Raw genomic sequence first — 19437 nt, 5'->3', positions numbered from 1 at the left:
CCTCTCTATCATAATAGATAAGCTATTATCTTTCCATAAAAGGCCTTGCAGATCATTATCGCTACAAGACTTAATCAACACATACATCAAGTACATCCGTTAGTTTAATTTCGGTAGCATCATCCAACCTTAATGTAGCCGTATCGATCTTCCTTAACTTACCTTTTGAAGTTAGATAATCACCATCGTTATAATGTTTAATTTCGACAGGCAGATCATGATTTATAGCTTGCTTTAGTGCAGCGTTTATTTGTATTTCTTGTTGCTCCTCTATCATTGGTTTTTCTTTATAATTCTCTTCCGCCCACATTTGATTAAGTAAGTTCGTATGTTCCGGTATCATCAAAGATGTCCATTTTATTGTGCCTCTATCATTCATCCTCTTAAGCCCCCATCTTATTCTTTTGACTGATTGGTCCCGCTGCAAGAATATTTTTTAATTTAAACGTACGCACCTGCTTCCGGTAATAACAATAAGCAACGATAGCATCATGATCGATGCTGATTACCCGAATCACTCGCTCGGTAACGTTATTTTTTACATCCATGTAAAAGACTGCAATCTTTTCCTTTTGTTCAACAGAATGTATAAGCAAACCTTCCAATTTAAATCATTCCCTTCCATCAAGCAAACTTGTGTTCTTATTTGATTATATAGGAACAAGAGTTCTTTATAAAGTGGAAAAATAACACATTTAAGAATCATTATCCGTTGTCTCTTCAGCTTCGGAACCGCTATCATCCTCTTCCAGTTCAAGCCAGGAAAGCATTTCACCAACAATGGCATTAATTTTTTGATGAACCCTGTCTTCCCCATATTTTTCCTTTGCGCGTTCAATATTCTCAATTACATCATCACTAAAATGAATAATCGGCACATCTTCTTCTAAATTATTGAACAGTTCTAGAATTCCATCCAATGATTTATCAAACGACTTTCGCTCTATTTCAGTTGCCTTCATTTTTTATCACCCGGTAATTAGCTTATCCAAAAAATCATAAAATACGTGGATTACATTCAATTTAATCCACGTCATATGTGACCTTAATTCTATATCCTATAAACTTAATCTAAACATTACAGTCAGTTAATCAATCCTTTACATTCAGATGATACGATTGATATATCAAATGAAAGGGAGGAAAAAAATGAATACGCGCGCGATCTTTATTGATATGGATGGGACGCTACTAACGACTTCAAACGAAATATCCCGACGTAACACAGAAGCGATTAATATGCTAATTAATCAAGGGGTTAAGGTTTTTCTTGCAACGGGACGTCAATATGAAATAACAGCCCCTTACTATAAGGCACTTGAATTGAAAACGCCGATGATTTGTTTAAACGGCGCTTCCATTCACGATGGGAGAACAGGAAAAGCGATTCAGGTTAAGCCAATCATGTTGGATAAGGAGCGATTCCACCAAGTAACTGAAGAAGTTTCCTGCAATGTTCTTGTACACACTGCTACCGGCCTTTATTGCAAGAGTATGAGCTCAGAAATTGCCGAATGGACAAGGGAAGGTGGAATTCCTCCAAGTTATGTCGGTGATTTAAGAAATGTGAACTATCAGGATGTGCTAAAATACAGTATTCGAACAGGTGGCCCTAGCCAGCAACTTTCAAAATCATTTAAAGAGGAAGCTGCTGTCATTGATTGGAGTGATGGGTTTGAATTGGTGGCTCGTGGTGTTTCTAAATGGGCAGCCATTAAAACATTACTTCGTGCTTATGGAATCAACTCATCAGAAGTAGTTACATTTGGAGATGGCCCAAATGATATACAAATGCTTCGTCATTCCGGCACTGGAGTCGCTATGGCCAATGCTGATCCAATAGTAAAAAACGCAGCTGACTTTGTCACAGGGCATCATCAAAACGACGGCTTAGCCGAATTTATTGAACGTCACCTCGTCAAGTCCTTTGTTGTTTAGACAAGATAAAAAAGAGGCAAATATGACGCAACTATATAAGAAAAAAATACCGAATCGATAACGATTCGGATTTGCAAATTTTCTTTTCCTTGAATGATGGTATTGTAGTTTGTTTGTATCGATGCGCATTCTATTTCTATTTATAAAACATCATTATTATTTTGTTGCGCTTCCTGTACTTGTTGACGTGTATCGTGCAACTGTTCATAAGCCTGCTGAAATTGTGGGTTTTCCGTGCTTTCAGCTCCCGCTTGGTTCTGCACATTTTGCAATTGCTGTTCTACTTCGTTTAACTGCTGATCTGCTTGTTCCAATAGTTGCGGATCAGAACCTTGTGCAAGCCGGGCAGATTCTTGTGCCTCATGTAATTGTTTACTAATTTGCTGTAATTGCTGATGGACATTCTGGTGTACCATAAAGTTACCCTCCATAAAATCTATAATCGATGAGAATTTATATATTAGTGTTCCATAAATATTTCATCGTATGTATGGAGGATATTTAATTACGACAAAGTCCTAGAAATCATATTCCGCTTCTTTCGCTTCACGAATTTGCTTATAGGTTTCCGTTAATACGACTGTATCTTCCACCAAACGATCAATTCGGAATAATACGTCTTCATTTGTAATTTCTTTTTGATAGAAATCCATTTCTTCGATGAATACATAAGTTTGTACAATTTGTGCTTTCATATATCCTAAAATAGGTTTCACTTGGTTTTCTACAATTAAGTAATGCTTCGCGGAACCTGCTGTTACAATCATGCTGATAACTTTATCGCGAAACGCGTCTACAGGAAGTAAATCAAAGATGTTCTTCAATGTTGCTGGTATGGATGCTTGAAAAATTGGTGTCCCCAAAATAATCGCATCAGCTTCCATGATGGTTTCTGCGACATATTTTGTATCACCTTCATATTCCAAATAGTTACGACCATCACTAAACTGTACATCATACTCTGCTAAATCAATTAACGTCGTTTCCGTCTCTGGGTATTTTTCCGAGACTGCTTTCATGGTATAGTCCATCGCTGTTCTTGTTTTCGTTCCAACTTTCGAACCCGATAATCCGACAACCTTCATTTTTTTCACTCCCTTTATTTTGCCGTGTATTTCTTAATTGCTGGTAAAATTTCAGTACCAATCAGTTCAATATTTTTCTTTAATTTATCAAAAGGCATGCCGCCGAAATCCATTTGTGCGATATACCGTTGATGACCAAATTGCTCATGCTGGTAAAGAATTTTTTCAATTATTTCCTGTGGACTACCAATATTCATCACACTACGCGGATCTACTCCTTGAGCAAAGTGCTGCTTCGGAAATCCTTGGCCATTCGTTCGCTTCATTCCTTCATTAATATGTGGGTACATATCTCGTAAAGCCTGCTGTGATGAATCAGCCGCGTAGAAAAATCCAGCTGTTGCAACTGGGAATTCGGATGGATCAAACCCGCTTTGTTGTAAGGCTTCACGATAAGCGTCTACTGTTCGTTTAAATACTGAAACAGGTCCGCCTAAATGAGCCATGTACATGGGAACTCCGGCATAACCGGCTTTTATTGCACTAGCTGGTGTACCACCAACTGCGCGCCAAATCGGAAGCGAGCCATTTAGTGGACGTGGAAGAACCTTTGCATTATTTAGATCTGCACGAAATTGGCCACTCCAGTTAATTATTTCCTCATCGTTAATCTTCCGTAACAAATCAAATTTCTCTTCATATAACGCCTCATAATCACGAAGATCATATCCCAACAAATCATAAAGCCCCACTCTTGATGCACGACCGGCAACAATCTCTGCACGCCCTCCTGAAATTAAATCAATTGTCGCGAAATCTTCATAGACACGCACTGGATCCGAGGTGCTAATAATCGTAGAAGAGCTTGAGATTTTAATCTTTTCTGTTGCCTGGGCAATTGCTGCTAAAACGACCGTATGTGCTTGTGTTGCAAAATACTCCTGGTGACTTTCACCTACACTAAAAAAATCAATACCTGCCTGCTCAGCAAGCTGCGCTAATTCAATTATTTCATGAATACGTTGCTTTGCGGAAATTCGCTCTCTCGTTCCAGGATCCGGTAAATGATCACCTAATGTATAAAGTCCGAATTCCATTCCTTTGCTTTGATCTATACGATATTTTTCCATTTATTTCTCTCAACCTTTCTTTATATACATTACTATTTTTTATACATTTATTTTCTCATATCCAACTTAATGCTATTATAGAATATATTAACCCAATAAGAAAGTACGCACTTTTAAGTGGTATAGTATACAAAAAGATACTGTGGAGGAGATAAAATGGTAAAGCAACCGGAATTATGTCGTGTGGAAGATGCTTTAGGGATTTTGGTAGGTAAGTGGAAACCCATTATTTTATTACATTTACTGCAGGAGGGAACGAAAAGATTCAGTGAGCTTAAACGTAGTATGCCTGGAATCACACAGAAGATGCTTACAAAGCAGCTTCGAGAATTAGAAGATGAAGACATTATTGAGCGCGTGGTATACCCACAGGTCCCTCCAAAAGTAGAGTACTCTATTACTGAATATGGTAGAAGCCTGGAGCCAATTCTGGAAGCCATGCATGAATGGGGTACGAAGCACATGTTACATAAGAGGAATAAAGTGAACCTCTCCACCTAAATCAAAGATTTTGATGGAGCTTCCCTATTCATAGACGTTAGCTTTGTTCTAATGAACCGAGTCTTACATCATCTCCAAGGGCTTTGTTTTATACTGTTCGGACAGGACCTTGCCCTACAGTCGAAACAATCTATTTATGCAGTTGGACGCAAACCCAAAAGATCCAGTCCAACTTTTTCAATATTCATGGCAGCATTATGGTCGCGATCTAAAACTGTCCCGCATGATTTACATACATGCGTGCGAACGGACAGAGACTTTTTCACACGCTTCTCACAGCCAGAACAGTCTTGACTCGTATTAATGCGGTTTAATTCTTACGAGTTTTCCACCATTGTTTTCACATTTGTATTCAAGCTTATTACAAAAGGCACCCCAACCAGTGTCATGAATCGACTTTGCCAAATGACGATTTTTTACCATATTTCGGATATTCAAGTCTTCGACAAAAACAAATTTATACGTTTTCGATAGATGATAACTTCGTTTATGCAGAAAGTCACGGCGCTGGTTCGCAACTTTTATGTGTAGTTGCTGCACTTTTTGTAATTGTTTTTTCCAGTTATTTGAGCCTTTTTTCATACGGGAAAGTTTCTTTTGTGCTCGCTTTAATTTCTTTTCTTCTTTCAAGAGGAACTTCGGATTTTCTACTTTCGACCCATTGGATAGTACGGCAAACTTTTGAATACCAACATCAATGCCTGTTGATTGAACAGGGAAATCAACCGTTTCGTTTACGTGTCTTTCAACACTGAATATCGCAAACCAACGGCTACCTTGGCGTTTCATGGTGACTTGTTTCACCTTTCCTTCCAATGGGCGATGAAAGTTTACATATACTGCTCCGAGCTTTGAAATTAGTAGACGGTTGTTCTCGTCAAGTGAAGCAGCATATCGCACATCACGTACGTTGACTTCACCGGTTTTCTTGTTTTTTATATTTCGTTTTTCAACCCCAAATTGCGTAAATGTCATTGAATTATAATCTTTGTGTTTTTTGATTTTCGGATAACGTGCACGCCCTTCGAAAAAATTCTTGTATGCGCTTTCCAGACGGAAAAATACCTCCTGCAAAGGCTGCGACGGTATTGTTTTAAGAAAAGGGATCTTTTGTTTATCCGCTTTTTGCTGTTTTTGTAATTTAGTTCGGGACAGCCCTGACTTGTTTTTTTGATAAAAACGCTGTTTATCTAAAAGTGCGGAATTATACTGATGACGACAAATAGACAGCCAACTATCCATTGTTTGCATCTGTTCTTCGTTTGGAAACATTTCATATTTATAATTCATGCGTACCAGCATTTGTTGTCACCTCCCAAACGTTTGTTATATTCTCATTATATCAAACAAACGTTCTTAAGTCTAGACTTTTTAGTTTTTTTATAATAATTATAATAATAAAGCACCTATTCGTCCCCCACTAAATCAAAGATTTTGAAGGGGACTTCTCGACAAGGCTGTTAAATAAAACTTTTTTATTCTTGATCTTCCACATTTATAAAAAGCAAACCCTGTCACGTAGCAAGGGTTTGCTTTTTGCAGATAAGAAAGTATAAAATACTTTCTTACTGCATAAGTGCGGGCTTTGGTTGTCACCCAAAAGCTTGGTGACAACCAAGTTTTCTAAACATCCATTCGTTATTTTCCATTCACAACTTCTTTTAAAATTTCATAAGAGCGCTTTTGCTTGGCCGGATCATACATATACGATATAGCCATGATTTCATCCACATTATATTTCTCTTGGAAACGCGTTAACTGTTCGCGTACCGAATCTTTACTTCCGGTCAAAATCATACTGGACATCGACGTAGCCGCTTCTTTCTCACGCGAATCCCAAAGTTGATCCATGTTTTCAACGGGAGGACTTAACGGCGATTGGGAACCACGTATTATATTTAAGAAAAATTGGTGCATGGTTGTGGCTTCAAATTTGGCTTCTTCATCCGTTTCAGCCGCAATGACATTCAGACATACCGTCATATAAGGAGCATCCAAGTAGTCAGATGGCTGGAATTGTTGACGATAAATGGAAATGGCCTCTTCCATATGTTTTGGTGCAAAGTGGGAAGCAAATACATACGGCAAACCTAATCTAGCTGCCAACACAGCTGAATCAGTGGAAGAACCAAGAATATAGATTGGAATATTCGTGCCAACACCAGGATAGGCTTTTACAAAATCTTGTACCTTTTCAGGGCCAAAATGTTTAAGTAACGTCTTTACATCCTCTGGAAATGTATAAACCGAATCATTTTGAGATCGTCTAAGTGCATTGGCGGTCAACATATCTGTACCAGGTGCCCTACCAAGTCCCAAATCCACTCGATCCGGATAAATGGTTGCCATTGTTCCAAATTGTTCGGCTACAACCAATGGAGAATGATTAGGCAGCATAATTCCACCAGACCCAACGCGTATGGATTCTGTATGCTCCAAGGTATGTTTAATTAACATAGCAGTAGCCGAACTCACAAGTGTCGGCGTATTATGGTGCTCCGCAATCCAATATCGCCTGTAGCCCATCTTCTCAGTTGCTTGCGCCAAATCAACCATTGCATCGATGGCTTCTTTAGATCCCTCTCCTTGACGAATGGGTGCTAGATTTAAAACCGATAACGGTATTTGTATGGTTGACATTTAACATTCTCCTTGTATTTTAATAGTGGATACTATGCTCAAACTTCAGCTAAACTATATTCTTCCAAGTATCTCCATCATATCCCTTAAAGTAAGTAGTTCACAACTCATATGTTTCTCTAGCGATAACTGTGAATAATATTCAAAATACTTCCCTGCGATAAAGAACATTCACTCAGACAAGCACCAGGAAGTGACAAATACCTCCACTAACGTTTAGAATGTCCTTAGAAAGGAGCCTCCTATTAATGACAAATTACAATCTACCTGAAAATATAAATGAAATTTTAAATACAAATCATCGAACTGGCGATGATACGTTTCAAGAATTAATCTCGCAAGGTGGTTATGTACCACCACATATAGAGCTATTAATCGATGCGATCTCGGCACTCAGCATGGGGAAAAACATTTTACTAAAAGGTCCAACAGGCTCTGGAAAAACAAAGTTTGCTGAAACGTTATCGAACCTGTTCCACCAGCCTATGTTCAGTGTCAATTGTTCGGTGGATCTCGATGCTGAAAGTTTAATGGGTTTTAAAACACTGGCATATGAAGAAGACAAACAAGTAATTGAATTTGTACCAGGACCCGTCACGAGTGCAATGAAAGATGGTACTTTCCTCTATATTGATGAGGTTAATATGGCAAAACCGGAAACATTGCCACTTATTAACGGTGTCCTTGATTACCGAAGAACCGTTACTAATCCATTTACAAATGAAATCATCACAGCGAAAGAAGGCTTTAATGTTATTGCTGCGATTAACGAAGGCTATGTTGGCACTGTGCCATTGAATGAGGCATTGAAAAATCGCTTCATCGTTATTGATGTGCCGTATCTTGGAGGAGAACAATTAAAGGAATTAATTCAGACCAATACAAAATTAGCGGATGAGAGGTTAATCGACTTATTCGTCGCCTTGTCTACGGACCTCATCCGTGCTGTGTCCCAAGGAAAACTTGCCGAAGATGCCGCATCCATCCGCGCGTTGCTTGATGCTTGTGATTTGAGCGTACTTATCCCACCAAAACGCGCGATCCTAAGAACAATTGTGGATAAACTGGATGAAGAACGCGAGAGAGAATTTGTGAAGAATTTAGCAGATACATTATTTTAGGCTCTTGTCGTAGGTATTGTTGCTTTTAAAACTTCGCAATTGATATAAAAGACGACATAGGTGCTGTTTGCTATAAGAATTTGTTATAAACGCCGTTCGGGTAAGCGAAGCGAATCCCTGTTCTCAACCATAGTTTCCAAATGATTTTTTCACTACGTCATCTTTTATATCTTATATATCAAAAACAACAATCCTGTAGAAAACAGCCTTATTTTAAAATCCGAAAATTTCAGCTTGACCTGAGAAAGGAGGACGAGAGAGTGAAATATAATCGCTGGAATGATTCCAAGATAGATACGAATCTTTTTCTACAATTACAAGATTTATCCACTATATTATCGGACAATCCAGATTTAAAATTCGAATATAGGTATGGCTCGTTTATTGATCTTATCGATAAAAGAGTAACCGGTAGCAGTTTTTGGGATATTAACAGCCAAGAGAAGAAGGAAAATGGATACAAATCGGATGTATTTTTACGAACAATTGGGACATTACATTATTCCTATCTTCCCGCGATGAAAGCCTATTTAGAAGAGGCAAACCAATCAAACCTGCCAAGATTTGCTGCACAACTATTTACATTACTGGAAGATTTACGGCTCGAAGAAATCATAAAAGAAAATCGACCTGGTACGAAGAAAAACTTCGTTACCCGGACAGATTATCTAAAACACTACTTTGAGACCCAATTAGCTACAAACGTAACAAAAAGCTATCCGCTCGATGAATTGTTTTGTCTCATCTACCTGGCACTTCAGGCCGATAAGCCAGACCCAACTTTTCCAAAAGCAAATGAGCAACAGCTTCGCCAATTAGAAAAATTAAAGCCGCTGATTTATAGCACTTTTGAAGCAAAAAGCACGAATGATACAGCGGAAATTGCGGAGAAAATTTTTATTCAATTAGAAGAAATGTATAAGGATATGATCAATGTTTATTTTACCTTTCCAATTGCACACGTGGAAAATTATGAAAAAAATACATTATTTGATGAATTAACACGTACAGATGAACTGGAGAATGATGACCAGGAAGACGCTGATGACGAGAATAATGAATATTTTGATGAACAATTTTCAACCTGGCACACAGAAAATCAAAACAGTGACAGGAAGCAGAACTTTCTTCAATTTGACCTGGAAGTTGGCACAAAGACAGGTATTATGGGGGGCGGCGCGAGAGAAACAGAAGATGGCGATCAGGCCATGGGAACGATTCAAGGGACATCTGGGCAAAGTGAGAATAATGACTACTCTGAAACCGAAACGTTGGAAAAACAAGGGTCAGTTGAAGGGAAGCAAACAAATAAACCTGTCTATGGAGAAGAAAATAAAAATGCCGTCGCGATTGTAAAGAAAGCTGAATCACCGTCTGAGGAAGATCAACTCGCATACCAGGAAGACGTCCGTACAATCGAATCCTATAAACGAAAGCTCGCTTCAACTATAGAAAAAGCGCTGGAACACAAAATGAATGCTCCACGAAAGGATTTAGTAATGGGCCGGCTATCGAAAAATTTGCTGCCAGTTGTAACGGATGAAAATCCAAGAATCTTTTATAAGAAAACCGAAGAATCCAAAGACATTGATGCCGTATTTACCTTGCTGGTAGACTGTTCCGCTTCCATGTACAATAAAATGGATGAGACAAAAAGAGGGATCATTCTGTTTCATGAAGTATTAAATCAGCTGAAGATCCCCCACTCCATCATCGGTTTCTGGGAAGATGCAAATGACGTAAAGGAAAATTATCAACCAAATTATTTTCACTATATCCATTCCTTTACTGATTCATTCTATCAAAACACAGGAGCTAGAATTATGCAGCTTGAGCCGGAAGAAGATAACAGAGATGGCTTTAGCATACGCGTGATCACAGAGGAATTAGCAGCCAGAAGAGAAAAACATAAATTCCTGCTCGTTTTCTCAGACGGAGAGCCTGCTGCCGCAAATTATGATCAAAACGGAATTATCGATACAAATGTCGCTGTATCAGAAGCACGTAAAAAAGGAATCGACGTCATTGGCATGTTCCTAGCGGACGGAGAGATCGACGAAAGAGAAGATTTAACTATGAAAAATATTTACGGTAATCAGCGCTTAATGATACCAAGCGTTGACCAACTACCCGATCACTTCGCACCACTATTGAAGAAATTACTATTGCGGACAATCTAGGAAGCATGGGAGTTCTTCTCCCCTCAAAAGCATGTATAAAATTCTGATATAAATTGCGATAAAATACGTGTGTAACATACACTTAAAATATAGATTAAACAACAAGGGGGAGAAAGAATGGCTGATCATACGTTTCAACTTATTGCAATTATTTTTTATTTTGCTGTGATGATTGGAATTGGAGTATATGGATATCGCAAAACAAGTAATCTGGATGACTACATGCTTGGAGGACGTAAACTGAATGCTACAACATCCGCACTTAGTGCAGGTGCCTCAGACATGTCTCAATGGTTATTGATGGGGCTACCTGGAGCAATTTATGTTTCAGGTCTTGTGGAAGCATGGATGGCTATTGGGCTTTTGATTGGTGCTTGGGCAAATTGGTTATTGATCGCCCCAAGACTTCGTGCTTACACGCAGGTAGCAAATAATTCAATTACGATTCCGAGTTTCTTTGACAACCGTTTTAAAAATAACTCAAAAGTTTTACGAATCGTATCAGGGATTATTATTTTACTTTATTTCACATTCTATGTTTCATCGGGGTTAGTAGCTGGTGGCGTTTTCTTTGAAAGTTCGTTTGGTTATAACTATCACACCGGTCTCTTAATTGTTGCATCTGTAACAATTGCTTATACATTTATTGGGGGATTTCTAGCAGTAAGTTTTACGGATGTCGTTCAGGGCACAATGATGTTTTTGGCTCTTATTCTAGTTCCGATTTTCGGTTTATTTTTAACAGGAGGGCTTGGAAACACAGCAAACTCCATTAGAGAAGTAGATCCAACGTTACTCAGCTTTTTCGCAACCGCATCAGCAACTGGCGTTATCTCTTCCCTAGCATGGGGACTTGGATATTTTGGTCAACCACATATTATTATAAGATTTATGGCCATCTCATCTGTAAAAGAAACGACAAAAGCAAGAAGAATCGGCATCGGCTGGATGTTCCTTTCCTTACTAGGTGCAGCCGCTACAGCTTTAGTTGGTGTTGCTTACTTCCAGCAAAATCCCGACGTTACACTAACCGATCCGGAAGCAATCTTTATTTCATTAGGCCAAATTATCTTCCATCCATTTATTGCAGGAATAATGCTTGCAGCTGTAATGGCAGCAATTATGAGTACCGTTTCTTCCCAACTGCTTGTTACATCATCCGCATTAGTTGAAGATATTTATAAAGCGGTATTTAAAACAGATGCTAGTCAAAAACAGTTAGTAAATCTAAGTCGTATCGCTGTTTTAGCTATATCGTTAATTGCTATGATATTTGCCTGGCAACAAAATGAAACGATCCTCGGTCTTGTATCTTTTGCATGGGCAGGATTTGGAGCTGCGTTTGGCCCTGTGATTATCTTAGCCTTGTATTGGAAAAAGTTCACAGGTGCTGGGGCACTTTGGGGTATGATTGTAGGCGCGGTTACGGTCTTCGTTTGGGGAACCTCAGACCTATCAGGTTATCTTTATGAAATTGTGCCAGGCTTCGTACTGTGTTTAATCGTTGCCGTTGTTGTTAGTTTAATAACATATAAGCCAAATCAGGAAATCAACCGTGAATTTGATGAAGCACTTGATATTGTTCATAAGGAGAAATAGATTTTTTAAAAACGAGTTTGGTGAATTCCAAACTCGTTTTTGTATATCTATCACAATTACACTCAAAAATATAGTAAGATAATATTGAACCAATAAGGAGGTAATTAAATGGGAACATCACAACCCGAACTGATGGAATGCCGAGAAGAAATGCTTGAATTAACGAAACAACTTGTCAGCATCCAAAGTATTAATAAAACAGAGGGAGAAAAGGTTATAGCTTATTCGTTATACACATTACTTTCCAACCTCCCCTATTTCATGTCAAAACCTAATCACGTCACGATTGAACAAACCATAAATGACGACCTGGAGCGCTATAATGTACTGGCATTTGTGAAAGGAACAAAGACGACAAGTAATCGAACTGTAATCCTAATGGGACACATGGATACCGTTGGCGTCGATGATTTTAACCAATTACATGAATATGCATTTTCACCGGATGAATGGATGGATATTTTAAAAGATAAAGAAACACCTCCATCTGTAAAAGAACAGCTGCAATCCGACGACTGGCTTTTCGGCCGAGGTGCGCTTGATATGAAAAGCGGGCTTGCCAGTAATATCTATTTACTGAAATATTACGCAGCACATCCCGAGGAATTAGAAGGTAATCTCGTATTTGTTGCCGAATGTGATGAAGAGGACGGCTCACATGGTATACTATCCGCTCTTAAAACATTAAAAAACTGGAAAGAAGAACACGATTTTGATTATGTCGCTGCGGTCAATAGTGACTTTGTTTCCGCACGTTCTGAGGGGGATGAAAACCGCTATGTATATAAAGGAGCGGCTGGAAAACTCCTTCCATCCTTTTTAATCACTGGTGCAGAGACGCACGTGGGGGATGCTTTTGATGGGCTTGACCCGAACTTCATCGCAGCGGAATTGACTAGACAAATCAGTTATAATCCGGATCTCTGTAATGAAGCATTAGGAGAAATAACAGTACCTCCTGTAGCTTTAAAACAAACGGACTTAAAACCTACATATACAGTCCAAACCGCGCTATCTGCATATGTGTATTATAATTTTTTTATACATTCATGGTCTCCAAAAGAAGTATTGCATAAATTAAAGGAACAGGCTCAAATTGCATTTACAAATGCGCTTAACTCATTTGAGGAAAGATATCGGATTTTTTGTAAAAAAAGCAATCAGCCATATAAGCAAATACCTTGGCAACCGCGTGTTTTTCTTTATGAGGAAATGGAAAACATACTGATTGAAGAACACGGAGAAACTTTTATTCAACATATGAATAATTTTAAGCAGGAATTGTTAAATGATGATACATTGGATACTCGGATGTTTGCTGCCAGAGTTGTAGAAGAAGCATGGAAATGGATGGAAGATAAAAGCCCTGCCATATTTTTGTTCTATTCATCTTTATATTCTCCGAGAATTGAATTATCCGGCGAAACAGAAAATGAACGCATTCTGATCGATGCCCTTGAACGCTCAGTAGAAGATGTTCAGCCAGATTATAATCATCCAATTGCTGTGAGAAACTTTTTCCCCTATATCTCGGATGCAAGTTTTGTGGCGATGAGTGATGATACCGCCGGGATTAAAGCAGTTGAGAATAATAATCCTGGATGGGGAACAAAGCATTATGTAGAATATCAGGATATTCGTGATATTAATGTCCCGGTAATTAATATTGGTCCATATGGAATGGATGGACATAAACGGCTGGAGCGAGTGGAGATGACCTATTCGTTTGAAATTGTGCCAAACCTGACTAACTTGGTGATTCAGAGAGTGTTGGGGGATAAATTAAAAAAATAGATAAATGAATATCTAGCCAAAATTATTATTGATAAACTAAGACCGGAAAGGCTTTTGTTCCGGTCTTTTGTAAATTTCGACACAGCAGCCATGACGCCCAAGTACAGACTAAAATGGTTTTATTGTTCTTCATCTTCACTGCCTATGTCCTCTATCAATCTTCGGTAAAATTGTGTGTGCTATTTTCTCATCTAAGTCTTCATAGTCGTAATAACGAATCATATGGTATAGTTCATCTTTCGTCTGTTATGGAAATTATCACATTAACGGTGCTACCTTGCTTAAATTACGATTTGCCAATAAAAAAAGAAGCTGAGAAAAACAATAATCAGCCACGCCATCATCGCGACTACCCCCACTCGAAATAAATCGCGCTGATTATAATAGCCATACGAATGGCTTATCAAATGTACCGGGGACTGTGTGATTAATAAAAATCCGGGAATCCCCACCAAGTAGACAGCCATCGCCAGTTCCAGGGAGCTGAACATTGATATCTGTTCACCCAGAATAAGAGCAAGCGGTAGAGCGATGGTTAAAAAACCAAGTACATTAACAAATAAAATTCTGGCGAAAGCTATCAGTACACATAAACCAGCGACCACCGCAACAGGATGAGTATTTTCAAAAGAGCTAGTTAACCAGCCTGCAAACTGACTCATCGCTCCTGTATCTATCAGCATATTAGATAGCATTAAAGTAGCTCCAAAGAATAGCATCATATCCCAATTGATAGCTGTTCTTGCTTCTTCCCAGTCTATTACCCCTACATATGGAAGAACTACCAGGGCAGCTCCAAGCATCCCAATCAGTGGAATGGAATAGCTATGCCACGCATGGGTTAGCCATAAAACAAGAGTAAAAGCTATAATAAAAGCCATCCTTATTTCCTGAGGCTTCCATTTGCCCAGCATCTGTTTTTTGGAATATATGAGCTCTTTGACCGTCTCCTGATCAACCTTCTCTATCGGGAATGCAACCTGGAACAGCACCCAGAGCATGCACACAAATAAAAACATAGGAAAGCTAAAATAGATCAACCAGTTAAGATAGCTCATTTCATTGGAGACAGAGGAAAACATCCCGAATGCATAGATGGTAGAACTTGCGCCAGTAGGAACAAACGCTGCGGAAATCGCACTGACATATGCAGTCCCAATAAAAAATGACTTTCCTAAATTCGTAGTGCGTTGTATTTCACTTAATTTCTTTAATAAATCATCCAAGATATCGCTGATTAATTTCCCTTTTCCTATGTTTGATGGGATAAATACAGTCAGTACAAACATCATGATAAATGATAAGAAAATCAATAATCTGCCAGATCCCTTTGCAAGGTTCAATATGGAAAGGGCTATTCTCCCCGCTAAATCAGTGCGGACAAATGCATGTGCCAGTATAAATGTAGAAAATAACAACCAGACTAAACTGGATCCTAAATAGCTGAGCACCTCTTCATAAGAGGTAAAGTGAAAAGACAATAGCAAGATAAGTATCACTGAACTAAAAGCCAACGGGAACACTCTTCCTATCCAAAGAATTTGGATAATAAGAAGTGCCCCCACTGCTTTTATTTGAAGGCTCCAATCTGCACCAAAAAAGAAAAATAGAACGTAAAGTAATGCAGAAATAGACAGCAATATGTTTTTTTTCATCATTCATCCTCCCCCTTTAAGAAAGGGCAAGACTCTTATATGCTCTTTCCTCTTTACGCTTTACGCTTTTGTATCCATCCAACAATGAAAGGATAACAAATTGATAGAATTGTCATAATCAGCAAAGTGATCGTAATCGGTGATGCAAATAGTACATTGAAAATATTGTCATAGGAAACGATACTTTTTCTGAAATTTTGTTCCATATCCGAACCCACAATAACTGCAAGAATTAAAGGAGCGATAGGGAAATTAAGCAGTTTCATCATCACCCCGATCAATCCAAAAATAACTAGAATGTAGAAATCAATAATACTGTAACTCAGCGTATATGTCCCAATAAAAGCCAATACCAAAATCATCGGATAAAGAATTTTGGGAGGTGTATCTAAAATTTTCACTAATAACCCGATTATAAGGATATTGATTATTACAAGAAACAAGTTTCCGATAAACATACTGTTTACTAAGGTCCATACTGTTTCCGGGTTATTTTCGAACAATAGTGGACCAGGCTGCAGCCCTAGCATAATTAGAGCTCCTAAGATAACAGCTGTAGTTCCAGACCCGGGAATTCCCATGGTAAGTAGAGGGATAAATGATCCGACAGAAGCAGCATTGTTGGAAGACTCAGGAGCTGCAAGTCCCTCAATTGCACCCTTTCCAAACTTTTCTGGATGCTTGGATACCTGCTGTTCCGTGGTATAACTAAGCATTGCAGCGATAGATCCTCCGGCGCCTGGCAGAACACCAATCAGAAACCCTATAGGACTCTGTCTTAGAATCGGCCACTTTGACTGGTTCCATTGCTCTCTGGATATACCTTTCTTTCCTACTTTATTTTTCTCTTTTTTGATTTGATCAATACCAATCAGATTGTAAAGCACTTCACCTACAGCGTAAATCCCAATAATTACTACTAAAAAGTCTATCCCTTCACTTAATTGTGGAATGTCAAACGTAAATCTGTGCACGCCTGTTTGAAGGTCAATTCCAACCGTACTTAAAAGCAGCCCTACACTCATAGAGATAAAACCTTTAACCATGTTCCCCCGTGACAGGGATACAATTGCTGACAGGGTAAACACAAGTAGCAGGAAATATTCTGCTGGTCCAAAGTTAAGGGCGAAAGAGGCCAAAGGCTTTGCCAGTAAGATAAAGCCAATAATTGCTACTGTTCCTCCGATTAGCGAAGCAATTGCTGAAATCGTTAATGCCTGTCCTGCCTGCCCTTTTTGGGCCATTGGATACCCATCAAATGTAGCGGCAATCGCCGAACCATCACCTGGCGTATTAAGTAAAATAGAGCTTCTTGAACCGCCGTACATTGCCCCGTAGTAAATGGCTGCCATAAGCACTAATGCACTAGTAGGATCCATGCCGAAAGTTATCGGGATTAATACAGCAACTGCCGTAGCCGGTCCTAGTCCCGGAAGCATACCTACTACTGTTCCTAAAAACCCGCCAATCAAAACCCATAAAAGGTTCATAGGCTGTAGTGCCGTTGTCAGCCCTTCTATAAAACTCTGTACAACCACCCCCATAATAGGCTCTCCTTTCTATGGTAAACTTACATTTAATAATTCTGAAAATGAATACCAGGATATAAAAGAAAATATAACCGCGATTAATATATTTTTAATCCATGGCTTTCTTCCGTTTACGACAAATAACAAGCCTGTCAGGAAAATAATAGTAGAAATTAAAAAACCTATTCTTTCAAACAGGGATGTATACACAAAAATTAAAACTAATGTAGATACAATCAAAAACGGCGCTCTGCCAGTAAACAATACTTTTAATTCCTCAAATTTCTCATCACGCTGCCTCCACTCTTGTACAAAGTAAATAATACTAAAGAGAACTAAAACTGCCCCTATTAGAAGTGGAAAATACAGCGGACCATTCGGATCACCTACACGGGACCTTGTAAGATCAGACGTCAAGATCAGATAAACAATGCCAACCCCTAAAAAAAACACGGGCGTAATTAATCTAGCCACATCCAACCCTCCTAAAAATGTTCTATACAGGGGATGAACCTATTTTACTAGGTTCACCCCAAGATATTTATTCTATTAGACCTGCTTCTGTCATCAATTCATCAAATCTTTCTGTCTGTTCAGCTAAAAATTCCTGGGATTCCTGGCTATTATGATAGAATGGTTCCCATTCATTATTATTCATAACTTCCTGCCAGGCTTCTGTCTCGACCATCTCTCCAATCGCTTCATCCCAATATGCAATTTCTTCTTCAGACATATCAGGTGGTCCCATTACACCTCTCCAGTGAGGAAAGACCATATCTACACCCTGTTCCTGCCATGTACTTACTTCTTCAAGTCCTTCTATTCTCTCTTCTGAACTAACAGCAATCATGTTTATTTCTCCGGCAAGATGCTGTTCCTTCGACTCAGAAACCGACATAGTTGCCACATCTACATGGCCCCCTAATAGTGCCGTAAGCACATCGCCGCCACTTTCATAAACCAGAAATTCTACTTGGGAAACATCCACCCCAAATTCCTGAGCAGCTTGAACAAAAGATAAATGATCACTATTTCCTAGGCTAGGGCCAACACCAATTGTTAACGATGTAGGATCTTCTTTTAAGGCTTCCATCACTTCTGCCCCTGTTTCATATGGAGAGTCTGGCGGAACAGCTACAGAGACCCATTCCGTACTTAAGATTCCTAATGGGGTAAAATCCTCATAGGTAAGTTCACTTTGACCGAGCAAATTATTTGCAACAAGCAAACTAGAATTAATAGAAATTGTATGAGCATCCTGGCCTAACAAATATTGCCAGCCGACTTCTCCGCCGCCCCCAGGCTTATTAGAGACATTGATATTTTCTTCTATGATCCCTGCATCACCAAGAATTTTCTGCATCGCTCTTGCGGTAGCATCCCATCCACCACCTGGAGTAGCAGGAGCAACAAATTCAATATCGCCTTCTGGAAAATCCGCTTCAGATCCACTGCTCTCTGACGAACAGCCTGCGATAAAAACCAATGTAAGAATCAGCAATAATCCCACATATTTTTTCATGATTATCCCCCTTGTCTTTAAGATTTAAATAAATTGTAAAGCGAATATTAAGTAATGTAAACGTTTTCAAATTAAGCGAAATAAAATAATTAAACCATTTTTTGCGCATTTTGTTCATGGGTATGTTTAACAGAGAGAATACCTCCTTTCCGGGCGTCCAATGATTCCATATTCCTGTTCTACTTTAGCAACGTCTTCTGAAACCAAATATTCCATATAGCGCCGGGCAGTTGTTCTTGATGAGCCGATTTGTTTCCCCATTTCTTGTGCCGACCAGGACTTTTTCTCTTCTTCCATCATGTGTTGAACCTTCGCTAAAGTCACCTGATCAATCCCCTTTGGCAATGACCCTTCTTCGGCCTGCCTGTTCATGGATGGCAACAACAGCTCATCAACTGTAGCCTGATCGATATATTCTTTCTGTTTTAATAAATCTTTTTGCTTTTTATATTCATTCAGAATGGTTGCAAAACGATCCAGACTAACTGGCTTAATCAAATAATTTGTAATCCCTTTACGCATGCTTTCTTCTAATAGTTCTTTCTCTTTTGCTGCTGTTATAATAATGATATCAGCGCGGGGGTGAACATCCCTTAATTTCGGAATTAAATCTGTGCCTAAATAATCCGGCAGGTAAATGTCCAGCAAAATTAAATCCGGTTTCAGCTCTTTTGTTAGTGAGAGGGTCTGTTCACCGGTTAATGCCTTGCCAATGACTTTTATTCCATCCATTTTACCCAGAAACGCTTCATGAATATTTGCAATTCTAAAATCATCTTCTGCAATTACGATATCAATCATTT

The 19437-nt window shown here is 38.9% G+C and carries 20 protein-coding genes; 6 read left to right on the top strand and 14 right to left on the bottom strand.

Going from position 1 to position 19437, the window contains the following annotated elements:
* Positions 1–70: 70 nt before the first annotated feature.
* From KFZ58_RS07405 to KFZ58_RS07395, 3 genes are all read right to left on the bottom strand, one after another.
* Positions 71–379, bottom strand: a complete 309-nt coding sequence (locus KFZ58_RS07405; protein ID WP_235794170.1) for a YolD-like family protein — start codon at positions 377–379, stop codon at positions 71–73.
* A gap of 4 nt (positions 380–383) precedes the next feature.
* The gene (locus tag KFZ58_RS07400) at positions 384–548 is read right to left on the bottom strand and encodes a hypothetical protein (RefSeq protein ID WP_235794169.1); all 165 of its coding nucleotides are present in this window, start codon (positions 546–548) and stop codon (positions 384–386) included.
* 147 nt (positions 549–695) lie between these two features.
* Positions 696–962: an atypical membrane-integrating protein (Mistic protein) gene (locus KFZ58_RS07395; RefSeq protein ID WP_235794168.1), complete on the bottom strand. Its 267-nt coding sequence runs from the start codon at positions 960–962 to the stop codon at positions 696–698.
* 187 nt (positions 963–1149) lie between these two features.
* Between KFZ58_RS07395 and KFZ58_RS07390 the strand changes: the two genes are divergently transcribed.
* Positions 1150–1938 (top strand): HAD family hydrolase, encoded by a 789-nt coding sequence (locus tag KFZ58_RS07390; RefSeq protein ID WP_235794167.1) that lies wholly within the window; start codon positions 1150–1152, stop codon positions 1936–1938.
* A gap of 140 nt (positions 1939–2078) precedes the next feature.
* Here the strand turns inward: KFZ58_RS07390 and KFZ58_RS07385 are convergent, their stop codons facing one another.
* The 3 genes from KFZ58_RS07385 to KFZ58_RS07375 all read right to left on the bottom strand — a co-directional run bounded on the left by KFZ58_RS07385 (position 2079) and on the right by KFZ58_RS07375 (position 4093).
* A complete protein-coding gene (locus tag KFZ58_RS07385; RefSeq protein ID WP_235794166.1) occupies positions 2079–2354 on the bottom strand; it encodes a hypothetical protein in 276 nt (91 codons plus the stop codon).
* Positions 2355–2456: 102 nt separating this feature from the next.
* Positions 2457–3023, bottom strand: a complete 567-nt coding sequence (locus tag KFZ58_RS07380; protein WP_235794165.1) for an NADPH-dependent FMN reductase — start codon at positions 3021–3023, stop codon at positions 2457–2459.
* Positions 3024–3037: 14 nt separating this feature from the next.
* Positions 3038–4093, bottom strand: coding sequence for an LLM class flavin-dependent oxidoreductase (locus KFZ58_RS07375; protein WP_235794164.1), 1056 nt, complete (start codon positions 4091–4093; stop codon positions 3038–3040).
* 156 nt (positions 4094–4249) lie between these two features.
* Here KFZ58_RS07375 and KFZ58_RS07370 point away from each other — a divergent pair, with 156 nt between their 5' ends.
* A complete protein-coding gene (locus tag KFZ58_RS07370) occupies positions 4250–4594 on the top strand; it encodes a winged helix-turn-helix transcriptional regulator (protein ID WP_235794163.1) in 345 nt (114 codons plus the stop codon).
* A 134-nt stretch (positions 4595–4728) separates the two neighbouring features.
* Here the strand turns inward: KFZ58_RS07370 and KFZ58_RS19345 are convergent, their stop codons facing one another.
* From KFZ58_RS19345 to KFZ58_RS07360, 3 genes are all read right to left on the bottom strand, one after another.
* Positions 4729–4860, bottom strand: a complete 132-nt coding sequence (locus KFZ58_RS19345) for a zinc ribbon domain-containing protein (protein ID WP_370642472.1) — start codon at positions 4858–4860, stop codon at positions 4729–4731.
* A gap of 34 nt (positions 4861–4894) precedes the next feature.
* Positions 4895–5896: an RNA-guided endonuclease InsQ/TnpB family protein gene (locus tag KFZ58_RS07365; RefSeq protein WP_370642471.1), complete on the bottom strand. Its 1002-nt coding sequence runs from the start codon at positions 5894–5896 to the stop codon at positions 4895–4897.
* A gap of 336 nt (positions 5897–6232) precedes the next feature.
* Complete coding sequence (locus KFZ58_RS07360) at positions 6233–7234, bottom strand: LLM class flavin-dependent oxidoreductase (RefSeq protein WP_235794162.1); 1002 nt, start codon at positions 7232–7234, stop codon at positions 6233–6235.
* Between the two features lie 248 nt (positions 7235–7482).
* On the opposite strand from KFZ58_RS07360, the gene KFZ58_RS07355 reads away from it, so the two are divergent.
* The 4 genes from KFZ58_RS07355 (at position 7483) to KFZ58_RS07340 (ending at position 13928) form a co-directional block, all read left to right on the top strand.
* Entirely contained in the window at positions 7483–8355 is an 873-nt protein-coding gene (locus tag KFZ58_RS07355; protein ID WP_235794161.1) for an AAA family ATPase, read from the top strand.
* A gap of 260 nt (positions 8356–8615) precedes the next feature.
* Positions 8616–10535, top strand: a complete 1920-nt coding sequence (locus KFZ58_RS07350; protein ID WP_235794160.1) for a vWA domain-containing protein — start codon at positions 8616–8618, stop codon at positions 10533–10535.
* Positions 10536–10652: 117 nt separating this feature from the next.
* Positions 10653–12134 carry a sodium/proline symporter PutP gene (gene putP / locus KFZ58_RS07345; RefSeq protein WP_235794159.1) on the top strand — a complete coding sequence of 494 codons (1482 nt, stop codon included), beginning with the start codon at positions 10653–10655 and terminating at the stop codon, positions 12132–12134.
* A 108-nt stretch (positions 12135–12242) separates the two neighbouring features.
* Positions 12243–13928, top strand: coding sequence for a M20/M25/M40 family metallo-hydrolase (locus KFZ58_RS07340; RefSeq protein ID WP_235794158.1), 1686 nt, complete (start codon positions 12243–12245; stop codon positions 13926–13928).
* 281 nt (positions 13929–14209) lie between these two features.
* On the opposite strand, the gene KFZ58_RS07335 is transcribed toward KFZ58_RS07340, so the two are convergent.
* The 5 genes from KFZ58_RS07335 to KFZ58_RS07315 all read right to left on the bottom strand — a co-directional run bounded on the left by KFZ58_RS07335 (position 14210) and on the right by KFZ58_RS07315 (position 19435).
* Positions 14210–15583, bottom strand: a complete 1374-nt coding sequence (locus KFZ58_RS07335) for an SLC13 family permease (RefSeq protein ID WP_235794157.1) — start codon at positions 15581–15583, stop codon at positions 14210–14212.
* A 53-nt stretch (positions 15584–15636) separates the two neighbouring features.
* A complete protein-coding gene (locus KFZ58_RS07330) occupies positions 15637–17127 on the bottom strand; it encodes a tripartite tricarboxylate transporter permease (RefSeq protein ID WP_235794156.1) in 1491 nt (496 codons plus the stop codon).
* Between the two features lie 15 nt (positions 17128–17142).
* On the bottom strand, positions 17143–17586 hold the full coding sequence (locus tag KFZ58_RS07325) for a tripartite tricarboxylate transporter TctB family protein (protein ID WP_235794155.1): 444 nt from the start codon (positions 17584–17586) through the stop codon (positions 17143–17145).
* Between the two features lie 67 nt (positions 17587–17653).
* On the bottom strand, positions 17654–18634 hold the full coding sequence (locus tag KFZ58_RS07320; RefSeq protein ID WP_235794154.1) for a tripartite tricarboxylate transporter substrate binding protein: 981 nt from the start codon (positions 18632–18634) through the stop codon (positions 17654–17656).
* A gap of 126 nt (positions 18635–18760) precedes the next feature.
* On the bottom strand, positions 18761–19435 hold the full coding sequence (locus KFZ58_RS07315) for a response regulator (RefSeq protein ID WP_235794152.1): 675 nt from the start codon (positions 19433–19435) through the stop codon (positions 18761–18763).
* Between the last annotated feature and the right edge of the window lie 2 nt (positions 19436–19437).

It is taken from the genome of Virgibacillus sp. NKC19-16 (genome assembly GCF_021560035.1).
Lineage (GTDB): Bacteria > Bacillota > Bacilli > Bacillales > Amphibacillaceae > Virgibacillus_L > Virgibacillus_L salidurans.
The sequence above is the reverse complement of the archived record's forward strand: the minus strand, read 5'-3'. Positions and strand labels throughout refer to the sequence as shown.